Source organism: Staphylococcus ureilyticus, assembly GCF_002902235.1.
Lineage (GTDB): Bacteria > Bacillota > Bacilli > Staphylococcales > Staphylococcaceae > Staphylococcus > Staphylococcus ureilyticus.
Map to the genome: position 1 here is coordinate 1 of NZ_PPRL01000004.1, position 12,670 is coordinate 12,670.

At 29.6% G+C, this 12,670-nt stretch carries 11 protein-coding genes; 7 read left to right on the forward strand and 4 right to left on the reverse strand.

All coding sequences use genetic code 11. The annotated features are described in order from the left end of the window. The first annotated feature begins 146 nt into the window (after positions 1 to 146). From CD150_RS00340 to yhaM, 5 genes are all read left to right on the forward strand, one after another. On the forward strand, positions 147 to 1,277 hold the full coding sequence (locus CD150_RS00340; protein ID WP_073341584.1) for a DUF445 domain-containing protein: 1,131 nt from the start codon (positions 147 to 149) through the stop codon (positions 1,275 to 1,277). 69 nt (positions 1,278 to 1,346) lie between these two features. Next, positions 1,347 to 1,691 carry a YlbF/YmcA family competence regulator gene (locus CD150_RS00345; RefSeq protein WP_019468127.1) on the forward strand — a complete coding sequence of 115 codons (345 nt, stop codon included), beginning with the start codon at positions 1,347 to 1,349 and terminating at the stop codon, positions 1,689 to 1,691. Positions 1,692 to 2,155: 464 nt separating this feature from the next. Continuing rightward, a complete protein-coding gene (locus CD150_RS00350) occupies positions 2,156 to 3,340 on the forward strand; it encodes a metallophosphoesterase family protein (protein ID WP_103161240.1) in 1,185 nt (394 codons plus the stop codon). Position 3,341: 1 nt separating this feature from the next. After that, a complete protein-coding gene (locus CD150_RS00355) occupies positions 3,342 to 6,275 on the forward strand; it encodes an ATP-binding protein (protein ID WP_073341589.1) in 2,934 nt (977 codons plus the stop codon). Continuing rightward, the gene (gene yhaM, locus CD150_RS00360) at positions 6,275 to 7,216 is read left to right on the forward strand and encodes a 3'-5' exoribonuclease YhaM (RefSeq protein ID WP_046207623.1); all 942 of its coding nucleotides are present in this window, start codon (positions 6,275 to 6,277) and stop codon (positions 7,214 to 7,216) included. Before CD150_RS00355 ends, yhaM begins: the two co-directional genes overlap by 1 nt. 457 nt (positions 7,217 to 7,673) lie before the next feature. On the opposite strand, the gene prsA is transcribed toward yhaM, so the two are convergent. The 4 genes from prsA to CD150_RS00380 all read right to left on the reverse strand — a co-directional run bounded on the left by prsA (position 7,674) and on the right by CD150_RS00380 (position 10,537). Further along, positions 7,674 to 8,666: a peptidylprolyl isomerase PrsA gene (prsA, locus tag CD150_RS00365; RefSeq protein WP_046207622.1), complete on the reverse strand. Its 993-nt coding sequence runs from the start codon at positions 8,664 to 8,666 to the stop codon at positions 7,674 to 7,676. Between the two features lie 146 nt (positions 8,667 to 8,812). After that, a complete protein-coding gene (locus tag CD150_RS00370) occupies positions 8,813 to 9,379 on the reverse strand; it encodes a DUF3267 domain-containing protein (protein ID WP_103161241.1) in 567 nt (188 codons plus the stop codon). 283 nt (positions 9,380 to 9,662) lie between these two features. Further along, positions 9,663 to 10,034 carry a YtxH domain-containing protein gene (locus CD150_RS00375; RefSeq protein WP_046207620.1) on the reverse strand — a complete coding sequence of 124 codons (372 nt, stop codon included), beginning with the start codon at positions 10,032 to 10,034 and terminating at the stop codon, positions 9,663 to 9,665. 77 nt (positions 10,035 to 10,111) lie between these two features. Further along, positions 10,112 to 10,537 carry an HIT family protein gene (locus CD150_RS00380; protein WP_046207619.1) on the reverse strand — a complete coding sequence of 142 codons (426 nt, stop codon included), beginning with the start codon at positions 10,535 to 10,537 and terminating at the stop codon, positions 10,112 to 10,114. A 127-nt stretch (positions 10,538 to 10,664) separates the two neighbouring features. Between CD150_RS00380 and ecsA the strand changes: the two genes are divergently transcribed. Together ecsA and ecsB are read left to right on the forward strand one after the other, a co-directional pair. Next, complete coding sequence (gene ecsA, locus CD150_RS00385; protein ID WP_073341593.1) at positions 10,665 to 11,402, forward strand: ABC transporter ATP-binding protein EcsA; 738 nt, start codon at positions 10,665 to 10,667, stop codon at positions 11,400 to 11,402. Further along, positions 11,399 to 12,622, forward strand: a complete 1,224-nt coding sequence (gene ecsB / locus CD150_RS00390; protein WP_073341596.1) for an ABC transporter permease EcsB — start codon at positions 11,399 to 11,401, stop codon at positions 12,620 to 12,622. Before ecsA ends, ecsB begins: the two co-directional genes overlap by 4 nt. The last annotated feature ends 48 nt before the right edge of the window (positions 12,623 to 12,670 follow it).

The window sequence follows — 12,670 nt, forward strand, 5'->3', positions numbered from 1 at the left end:
ACTAGCAGTCCATGCATGCAAACAACTTTGTTTAGGAAATAACAAATAGTATACACATTTTTTTGATATATGTTATACAATGTAAAAATGACTGATATGAATGTACCTTCAGTTTATAACAAATTTTATTTGAAGGAGAATTAACTATGCACGCTTTTTTAATAATTATAGCGATGATGATTATTGGAGCAATAATAGGTGGCGTCACAAATGTAATTGCTGTAAGAATGTTATTTCATCCGTTTAAAACCTACTATATTTTTAATAAACGTATTCCTTTTACACCTGGGTTAATACCTAAAAGAAGAGCAGAAATTGCAGATAAAATTGGACAAGTTATTGAAGAACACTTATTGACTGAAACGTTAATTAAGTCAAAATTAAATGCACCTAAATCAAGAGAAGCAATCGAATCATTAATCTTAAAACAGATTCAAAAATTAAAAACAGAGCATGTGACGATTCAATCGTTGACGAAAAGTTTCGATGTTGATGTTGTACAGGTTACTAATGATAAAATGTATTCAGTTATCAATAATAAATTAGAACAATATTATGCTGAACATAAAGAAACCACTATAAAACAAATGATTCCTTCAGATATTGAAGAAAATATTGATGCAAAGGTAGATGGGGTGCCTGAGTTATTGTTTGAACGCGCACGCGTCTATCTTAAATCAGAAAAAGGTGCTGCTGATATAGCATCTATGTTAGATACTTTCTTTAATGAGAAAGGTAAAATCGTAGGTTTGCTACAGATGTTTATGACAAGAGAAAGTATTGCAGATCGAATACAACATGAATTGATTAGATTAACAAATCACCCCAAAGCTAAAGCAATTGCAAAACAGATTATTGAAAATGAATACGCTACATTTAAATCAAAAGCGTTAGTAGATGTCATCAATGAAGATCAATTCGACTCGCTTAAGGTAACGGTTACCGATTTACTAATAAACTATGCAAACATAGATAGTATATCGAATCGACCATTGAAAGAAGTAATGCCAGAATTTATAACATTCTTAGAAACAAAAATTTCAAAACAACTTACGGAATTAATTATTGATAAAGGATCTAAGCATATTTCTCCAATCATGAAAAAAGTTAACCTAAGACAAATGGTTGAAGAACAAATAAATTCATTTGATTTAGCATATATTGAACGTTTAATCATAGATATCGCAAATAAAGAGTTGAAATTAATTATGCTTTTAGGCTTTTTATTAGGCGGCATCATAGGTTTATTACAAGGTGTAATTGCAATTTTTGTATAACATATTAAATTATGTTATTGTAATATCGATGTGGTTATAACACATATACAAATAAAGGAGTGAAGCACAGTGGCAGTAAATTTATACGATCATGCAAATCAATTAGAACAAGCTTTAAGAGAAAGTGATGAATATCAAGCAATTCAAAAAGCTTATGCTAAAGTAAAAGAAAATGATGAATCAAAAGCACTTTTTGATGAATTCCGTGAAACACAATTAAACTTCCAACAAAAACAAATGCAAGGTGAAGAAATTGGTGAAGAGGAATTACAAAAAGCTCAAGAACAAGCACAAAAAATCGAAAATGATTCTAACATTTCAGAATTAATGGCTGCTGAGCAAAACATGAGCCAAGTATTCCAAGAAATTAATCAAATCATTGTTAAACCATTAGATGAAATTTACGCTGACTAATTAATTAATCAGAATGTTTATTTTTAAAAGTAATCTAAAGTTCTTATAAAAATTTAAAAATATTTAATGTGTTGCCATATAATGATTTTCGAAATTAATATATGGCAACATTCATAGTTTGAAGGAATATATATACTTTTATTCAAGCATATGTATGATAAACTCAATATATTGAGAAATGACATACAAAAGAATTGATGCCAATAAATGAATTCTTTAATTGCTGGATAATCGTTCATGTTTTATTCAATGAATCATGGTTAATATTGAATTTAAAGCTGAGACATTTATTTATGTTTCAGCTTTTTTGTTTTATCGACTGTACAATAGTCGGTGTGGTAAAATAAAGAGATACGAGGTATTAGCGTGTACATAGGTGTTAGTCCATTTTTTAAGTCTTAATATCAATGCCTGTTTTTCATGCTTTTTATAAAAACCTTTAAATAAAGGAGAACTATAAATATATGGTTAAATTTATTCATTGTGCAGATTTACATTTAGACAGTCCATTTAAGTCTAGAAGCTACTTAAGTCAATCGATATTTGAAGATATGCAAAAAAGCGCATATGAAAGTTTCAAAAAAATCGTGGATTTAGCGTTAAATGAAGAAGTAGATTTTATGATTATAGCAGGGGATTTATTTGATAGTCATAACAGAACCCTCCGTGCTGATGTGTTCTTAAAAGAGCAATTTGAAAGACTGGCAAAAGAACAAATATTTGTTTATCTTTGTCATGGTAATCATGATCCATTATCTTCATCTATAGGAACTGAGTGGCCAGATAACGTTTCGGTTTTTTCTGAAAATGTAGAAACATATCAAACAATTACTAAAAACGGTGAAGAAATATATTTACATGGTTTCAGTTATCAAAATGAAGCGAGCTATGAAAATAAACTTGATGCCTATCCGTCAAGTCAAGGTCAAAAAGGTATTCACATAGGTATTTTGCATGGTACATATAGCAAAACGAACACAAAAGACCGATATACTGAATTTAGATTAGAAGATTTAAACAATAAACTTTATCATTATTGGGCACTTGGTCATATACACGAGCGACAACAACTAAGCGATATGCCTCAAATTCATTATCCAGGTAATATTCAAGGTCGTCATTTCAAAGAAACTGGAGAAAAAGGTTGCCTATTAGTAGAGGGTGATGATTTACATCTAAATGCTAAATTTGTGCCAACACAGTTTATTCGTTTTGAAAAGGCTGAAATAGATACAAACATGACTTCAAAACAGGGGTTGTTTGACGCAATACAAGATTTTAAATCACACGTTAGAGCTGAAGGTAAAGCAATTTATCAATTAGTAGTAAATGTTAATTCAGATGAAATTATTTCTGATCAAGATTTAATGCAAGTGCATGAAATGATTAGTGAATATGAAGAAAATGAGCATAATTTTGTGTTTATAGAAGATCTGAATATAAAGAATAAAGATGATGATAAAACGACCCTTGTCAAAGAATTTTCAGCAGATTTGATAGAAGATAATTCAGTTTATGAGTTAGCTATGAATGATTTATATCTTAATCCAAAAGCTTCCAAATACCTAGAAAATTATGATGATTTTGATCGTCGAGAATTAATTAAACGCGCTGAATTATTATTAAAGTCAGATATGAGGGGGGAGTAAAGTGAAGATTAAATCATTAGATATATATGGTTATGGTAGATTCATTCAAAGATCTATTCAGTTTGATGAAAATTTTACAGAAATTTATGGGGAAAATGAGTCAGGTAAGTCTACGATACAGGCATTTATACATTCCATTCTTTTTGGGTTTCCAACTAAGAAAGAAAATGAACCACGACTAGAGCCACGTTTAGGCAATCAATACGGCGGGAAACTTACATTGATTCAAGATGATGGTTCTTTGATAGAAATTGAACGTATCAAAGGTGCAGCAACTGGAGACGTTAAAGTTTATCTACCGAATGGTGCCATTAAAGATGAAAGCTGGTTAAAGAAAGAACTTAATTTTATCTCAAAGCGTACATATCAAGGTATATTTTCATTTGATGTCTTAGGCCTACAAAATATTCATAAAAATATGGATGAAAAACAATTACAAAACTATTTACTCCAGGCTGGTGCATTAGGATCAACAGAATTTACTAGCATGCGTGAGATTTTGAATGATAAAAAAGAAGCGCTATATAAGAAAAATGGCAGAAATCCAATTATTAACCAACAGCTTGAAGAATTGAAGTCATTAGAGCGACAAATTCGAGAAGAAGAAGAAAAATTGTCATCTTACAAACGTTTAGTAGACGATAAAGATAAAGCAGATCGACGCTTAGAAAATTTGAAACAGAATTTAAACCAATTGTCTAAAATGCATGATCGTAAACAAAAGGAATTAGCTTTACATGAGCAAACACAAGAATGGAAAACATTGGAAACCCAATTAAATATAGAACCTGTCACATTTCCTGAACAAGGCATCGATCGCTATGAATCTGCAAAAATTCAAACACAAAATTTAAAAAGAGATATTGGCTTAAGAGAAGAGCGATTAGCACACTTGAAAAGCGAAAACGAAAAAATCAATGTACCTAAGCAATCTGATATTGATGCTTTTAACCATATACAACAACAAGAAAATGAAATTAAACAAAAAGAATACGAATTAAAATCAGTTAAAAAAGAAATTCAAGATAAAGAACGTGAAAAATCAGGCTTGAAATCTAATATTGGATGGCAAGATGTATACCATGAAGTCGACAGTTCAGAGGCAATGAAGAGTCATGTAAGCGATCAAATTAAAAATAAGCAAGAACAGACTGCTTTTATTCAACAATTAGAACGCAATATTGAAGAAAATAAAATTGATAAAGAAACAAATCAAACTGAGATGAATGCATTGGAAAAAGATATTGTGTCTGATGAAAACTATGAAAAGAAAAAACAATATAACAATCGTGTATTCGAACTACAAGAGAAGAATAATTTATATCAAAAAATGAAAGAAGCTTTTGATAAAGAACAACAAGAAAATGAACGTAAACAAAATATTTTTCGATTTGCATTCGTTATATTAGCAGTTGTTGGTGTTGGATTAACTATCTTTTCATTTATTTCAGCTAATTTGGTCTTTGGTATTGTATTTGCATTACTATCTCTTGTATTTATCGTGGGTATCTTCTTAGTTAAAACGAAAGAGATTGGGCATAGTGAAACATTTTCTAATGAAATTGAAGATTTGCAACACCAAATTAATGATTTAGAAGCCAATTATAATTTGGACTTTGATTTAGATGATCAAAATAGAATTCGCGAGCAATTCCATAATGCTATTAAAACGAAAGAGGCATTAGATAAAAAAGCAAATTATTTATCTTCCAATTTAGAATCTGCACAACAACAATACTCAAAGTCAGAGAATGAGATCAACCAAATTAAAGATGAATTACATTTATCTGATAAAATTTCAGACGAACTCATTATTGATAGTATTGCGACGATGAATAAAATTAAGGATTATGACAATCATACTGTTGAATTGAACGAGCAAAAAATTGAGTTACAACAGGCATTAGATACATTTTATGAACATGCAAAAGCAGTAACCCAAAATCAATTTACTTCTTTCAACACATTATCTTTATTTCATGACGTAAATCAATGGTTAAAAGAAGAAACAACTAATTTAGATAAATGGAATAGGAATCAAGAACAAATCACATTAATAGAAAGTGAATTATCACAGCTTAAACATCGCTTACATGAGAATAATAATGTGATATCACAGTTATTTAACTTTGTAAGTGCAAATGATGAAGAATCGTATTATCATCAGCATGCTCAATATCAGGCTTATCATCAACAATTAAACCGATTTAATGATTTAACGAAATATCTAGAAAACCAAAATTATAATTACGAAGCTAGTTCTATGCTGAGTCAAAAAACATATGCTCAACTATCTGAAGAAGATGAAGTGTTAGAAAGACAAGTTGATCATTATAATGATCAATATTTAGAAATGCAGTCAGAAGTCAGTGATTTAAAAGCTAAAATCACGGATATGGAAACAGACAAAACGTTAGCGGATTTACGTCATAAGTTCCATATTTTGAAAAATAGAGTGAATGATGAAGCAAAAGATTGGGCAAGTCTTAGTTACTTACAATCTTTAGTGGAAGGACATATTAAACAAATTAAAGATAAGCGTTTACCACAAGTGATAAATGAAGCAACAGAAATCTTTGCACATTTAACAAATGGAAATTATGTACAAGTAACTTATGCGAATGAAGATTTAATGGTAAAACAAGTGAATGGTCAAATGTACGAACCAATTGAATTAAGCCAGTCTACTAAAGAAATACTATATATCGCATTGCGATTAAGCTTAATTAAAACATTAAAACCTTACTATCCATTCCCTGTAATTATTGATGATGCATTTGTACATTTTGATAAACATAGAAAAGAAACGATGATGAATTATCTAAGACAAATGCCTAATGATTATCAAATTTTATACTTTACATGTGTCAAAGATACAAGTGTGCCTTCAAAACAAATTATTACTTTGAATAAACCTGAGGAAGGCGGTAAATAATGAGAAATGTAGAAAAATTAAATCCTGGAGATTCAGTTGATCACTATTTCTTGATTCATAAAGCGACACAAGGCGTAACTGCTCAAGGAAAAGACTATATGACGATATATCTTCAAGATAAAAGTGGGGACATCGAAGCCAAATTATGGACTGCTACTAAGGAAGATATGCGTGTTTTAGAACCAGAAAAAATCGTACACGTTATTGGTGATGTTATTAATTATCGTGGTCGTAAACAGATGAAAATTAATAAAATTAAATTAGCTTCAGATGAAGCAGATTTAAACATACATGATTTCGTAGACGGCGCGCCACTCACACCAGAAGAAATCAAAGAAGAAGTCTCTCATTATATGTTAGAGATTGAAAATGCAAATTTACAACGCATTACAAGACATTTATTGCGTAAATATCAAACAGAATTTTTTACATTTCCTGCAGCAAGTACACATCATCATAATTTTTCAAGTGGGTTAAGTTATCATGTATTAACAATGTTACGTGTCGCAAAATCTATTTGTGATATATATCCACTTTTAAACCGCAGTTTATTATATAGTTCTATTATTTTACATGACCTAGGTAAAGTTAAAGAATTAAGTGGTCCTGTTGCAACAACATATACGGTTGAAGGTAATTTGCTGGGCCACATCTCTATTGCCAGTGATGAAGTAGCAGATGCTGCACGAGAATTAAATATAGAAGGTGAAGAGGTATTATTACTGCGTCACATGATTTTAGCACATCATGGAAAAATGGAATTTGGCTCTCCGAAACTACCACATATGAAAGAGGCAGAAATTTTGTTTTTCATCGATAACATTGATGCAAAAATGAATATGTTTGAAAAAGCATATAAGAAAACGCCAAAAGGTCAATTTACTGAACGTATTTTTGGGCTTGAGGGTAGACAATTTTACAATCCAACATCTTTAGATTAAGCGATACGGAAAATATACGCTTAAAAAAATAAAATTGAAACATTTTGAAAGTAAAGGACTAATCCAAATTTTGATATGCTCCCTTCAAAGTTTACATTTTTAAATGTCTACTTTGAAGGGAGCAGTTCATTAGCGTGGATTAGTCTTTTTTATATGTAAAATCATTCGTTTCTGACCGTGATTATTTACAATTAATATGTCGTATTAGAAGGTAAGAAGTAGAAGTAGGGATGAGATAATCGTTTTTATTCATGAGCATCGACTGACTTGATGTAAGTAGAGTGAATATGAGTTTATACTGTGCTATATATCAGCGCAAGAGATAAAATACATTCGTCTCGAAAAATATGTATCCAAGCATAATTAATAAGTAAATATAAGTTAGTTTCATTGATAAAAAAACAAGGCAAATGCCCTAGAAATTAGCATTTGCCTTGTTTAATTGTGAATTATGATTCTATTGTCCAGAGGTCATACCAGCTCCACCTTGTTGCATCGCTTGCTGTTGTTGCTGTTGCTGTTGTTGCTGTTTAATTTTATCTGGGTCTAGAATGGAATCTTCAATAGCTTTTTTAATATCTCTATCTTTATAATCTACTTTGTATTCATCTAACAGTTCTTTATAAGCGTCTGTTAGTAATTTAGGACTTTTTTGTACTTTTTGTTGGATTAATTGCGATTTTAGCTTACCTTTTTCTTTATCAAAGTCATTTTCTTTATCTGCTTTAATAATATGGTAACCATAATCTGTTTTAACTACTTTTGAAACGTCGCCTTCTTTAAGTTTGAAGAGCGCCTTTTCAAAATCTTTTTCCATTTGTCCTTTGATAACATATCCTAAGCTACCATCTTTTTTAGCCGAAGATTTATCCATTGATTCTTTTTTGGCAATTTCTCCAAATTTGTCAGGATTTTCTGATACTTGTTTTTGGATTTTTTCTGCTTTTGCTTTTGCATCTTTATCTGATAAACCTTCTTTGTCATCTTTATTCTCTTTAACTTTAATTAAAATATGCGAACCTTTTTTAGTAGATTCTTTAATTTCTTTATCAGAAATATTCACTTTATCGTTCAGTAGTGCCTTTTGATATGATTGTAATTTTTTTTGCTCTTTATAGTCACTAAGTGACATTTTTTGTTGTTTTAACATACTTTCAAATTGATCTTTGCCACCGTATTGTTTTTGTTCTTTTTCAACTTCTTTATCAATATCTTTCGTGTCTATTTTATCTTTATACTTATCTGCTAACAATTTATTTAATAATATAGAAAAAGATGTGTTTGCAACTTGCTCATCACCCATTTTATCCATTACATCTTCAACTTTAACATCGCCAGCTTTTGATGAAATAATTGTATCTTCTTTAGAATCTGTAGCGCTATTACCACAAGCACCTAATAATAATGCACTAGCAGTAACAGGAATTATAACTTTTTTAAATGTTTTCATGATTGGGAACTCCTTTTGTAAGAATAACAACGTAAATATAACATATAAAGTCGTTTTCACCAATTAGAAACCTAATATATACGACTATAGTTGTAACCATTTTATATGAAAAAGAGCGAATAAAAAAAGCAAACATTGCTGTTTGCTTAATCAAGTTCATGATTCGTATAGGGTGATACTTTGTTTAAAATATTAATACCAGTTTGATGTTCTTCAACATAAGCACCTTCATTTGAAAATAATATGATCTTTAAATAAAGAAAATCCATAACCGAATAACCTAAATTCAAAGCAATTAAAAACATTAAATAATGACCATATTGAGGGATGATAGTACTTATAAATGTGCAAACAATCGTTATAAATAAAGCTGGCGTGATTAAATCAAAACAAAAATAATATTTATTAACAGGTGTATTTACATACACATTATAAAAAGGCACAGACTTATGTTTTACTAATTTGTATTTTTTAAATGACTTACGATAGGGATAGAAAAACAATAAGTGGATTAATTTATGTAAAGGGTACAAAAGCACTACTAAAATTAAAAATATTAAAAAGTGGTCGTCTGTTAATTTGGTATTTGAAAAGAAGTATAAAAGTTCGTATGCAATTAAAAATGTGATAATTGTAGTAACAAAACTAAGGAAAGCAATTCTAGGTATGCCAAAACGAGCGTTAATATCTATTTGACGTGTACATAAATACATTACGCAATCATACTCCTTTTTAAAATTTATTGAATATACTTTCGTATTATCTAACGTATTCTTACAGTCGTCAAGTTTAACTTTAAGTTAATTTTAGAGTTTGAAAAGTTCTCAAAACACTATAATGTAAGGACATTATAGTTCTTAATCAAAGAAAGATGAGAGTACTATATATTTTTTAATTCAGTATCATTTTAAAGGCATAGATGTTTTTATTGTAATAAAGAAAAGAGTTATAACTCAGGTTTTCAAGTGAGTTATAACTCTTAGTTAATTGAGTTAATTATTTGTCTTTTTCAAATGCTTTTGAAATTTCTTCGCCACGATTTTGTAAATTTTCAATATGGGATTGCAAATTTTCAATATTAGGATCGATATCAGATTTAAAATCACCAATCATCGTTTTCACTTCATCACCAATAGTACTGCCAATTTCAGTACTTTCTGATTTGATTTGTGAAATGTAATTTACAATATCATTGACATTTTGCTTTATAGTGTTGATTTCTTTATCAAATTCAGATTCAGCACCCGTAGGTCTGCGCGCTTCTGTCTCAAATTGGTTTGAATTTTTCTTATCACGATTCATTAATGCAACACCAATTCCAGTTGCAACACCAGCACCAAGACCTAGTAATAATTGAGCTGTTTTCATAAAAATTCTCCTCATTTCTAAAATTTCTGAGTCATTAATATTTTTAATATACCCTTTATCATATCAGGTAAGCATAATTAATTAAATTGTGCTGCAATTTCTTGTGCAATTTTTTTCTTTTGTTCATCGCCTATGCTTTCTTCATGTGTTTCCCATTTATAACCAAAACCATCTACTTCATTTTCATATCTTGGTAACAGATGAAAATGTAAATGGAAGACAGATTGATCGGCAAATTCACCATTATTTTGTATAATATTTAGACCATCAGGGTTAAATGCTTTTTTGATTGCGTTTGCTACTTTAGGTAAAGCAACGCCTATATGTTTCATTGTTTCACTATCCGTTTCAAAGATATTTGCAGAAACTTTTTTAGGAACTAATAAAGTATGACCTTTGGTCACTTGAGAGATGTCTAAAAATGCATAAACATATTCATCTTCATATACCTTATAACTAGGAATTTCACCATTAATTATTTTACTAAAGATTGTTTCAGACATAAATTTTCACTCCTTGTCAGATGTTTAGTAACTATTATAGCATTACTGATTAAATTCCGTCATTTTTTGAAGTAACTTTATGAACAATGTTTGATTTTTGATACAATACTATTTGTGGAGGTGCCTTATGACAGTAAAAGTAGAGCATTTAACAGGCGGTTATGGCAAAAGACCTGTGATAAAAGATATAAATTTTGAATTAAAAAAAGGAGAAATTGTTGGACTGATAGGTTTGAATGGTGCTGGGAAGAGTACCACTATTAAACATATGTTAGGCTTATTAACGCCGATGGAAGGGCGGTTAACAATTTCAGATATTGATATCAAACAAGATGTAGAAGCTTATAGACGTAAGTTGTCATATATTCCGGAAGCACCAGTCATATATGATGAATTAACGTTGCAAGAACATATTAACATGACTGCAATGGCGTATAATATTGATAAAGAAGAAGCTATGAAAAGAGCAAATCCATTATTAAAAACATTTAGGTTAGAAAATGAGTTAGATATATTTCCGAGTCATTTTTCTAAAGGTATGAAACAAAAAGTAATGATTATTTGTGCATTTATTGTGGATCCAGAACTATATATCATTGACGAGCCATTTTTAGGATTAGATCCTTTAGGTATACAATCTATGCTTGATTTAATGGTCGAGAAAAAAGAAGAGAACAGAACTGTATTGATGAGTACACATATTTTGGCAACGGCCGAAAAATACTGTGACAGATTTTTAATAATGGACAAAGGTCAAATCGTAGCATTCGGTAATATAGATGAATTAAGAGAACAAACAGGGCTAAGTGGTAAAACTTTAGATGAAATCTATATACATGTTACTCAAGGTGGCCAGAACTCATGAGACAGCAAGCTAAACAATTATTTGATTTAAGGAAACAACAAATCACAAAAGAGAAAAGTTATTATAATAAGTTTATATTTAATGGTCATTTTTCTGTATTTCTTGTGATTTTATTAGGTGCATTTATTTTAGGTTATGGAGATTGGTTGAAATCAATGCCTAAACATATTAATTATTCGTTAATTGCTAGTATAATCACAGCCATTACTTCCATGTTCCCAATTAGGACTTTATTGAAAGATGCAGATAAATTATTTCTCTTGCCATTTGAAAAACATATGTTTGAATATATGAAAAAAAGTTTGCTGTATAGTTATGTTACTAGATTACCTATACAAATATTATTAATTATTATATTATTTCCATTATTTTATGTGCTTAATAACAAAACGTTTGGATTTTATATTATCTTTGCTGGACTAGCAATTATATTTCCGCTCTTAGGTTTATTATTAAAATGGCAGTGGTATAAATTTCGTCTTGAACGTTGGTCTTTATTTAGCATTTTGTTTGTGATATTTACATCTGGTTATTATGTAGCCTTAGATCCTAAAAATATCTCAAGTATTTTTTCAGTTATTATACTTGTTGCTCTGACTCTGTTAATAAGATATTTAAACAAAGACTATTTGTTCCCATGGGAGCATATGATTAATACAGAACAACAACATCATATGAATTATTATAAATTTGTAAATATGTTTACGGATGTAAAACAATTAGAAGAGAAAGCAGTAAGGAGAAGTTATTTAGATCCGTTATTGTGGAAACCGAAACCTAAAAAATTTAATGAAAACTATATGTATCTTTATTTATTTATTAGAAGTTTTGCTAGAGGTAAAGACGCATTTAATATTATATTACGATTGATTATTATAGCTTTAGTTATGATGATATGGTTACATCAAGTCATCGTAGTTTTATTAATTGGTAGTCTATTTATGTATATTATATTGTTACAAATGGCTCAATTTTATACACAACAAGCATATGGTTTATGGCCACAAGTTTGGCCGGTATCTGATAGTAAAGTGATAAAAGGGTATGAACAATTTTTAAATAGATTAATGTGTTTTATAGGCGTGATATTTATTGTTACTTTTGCTATTATTCTCCCACAATATAGTTTCTTTGGATTGATATTCTTTCTTGTAGGATGGTTGACGATTAGAAATATAACTAAAAAATTGAAATATCAAGAAAGTTTGCTAACAGATTAAAAAATCGCTACTCAAGTTTTAGCTTAATGCTAATTATGAGTAGCGATT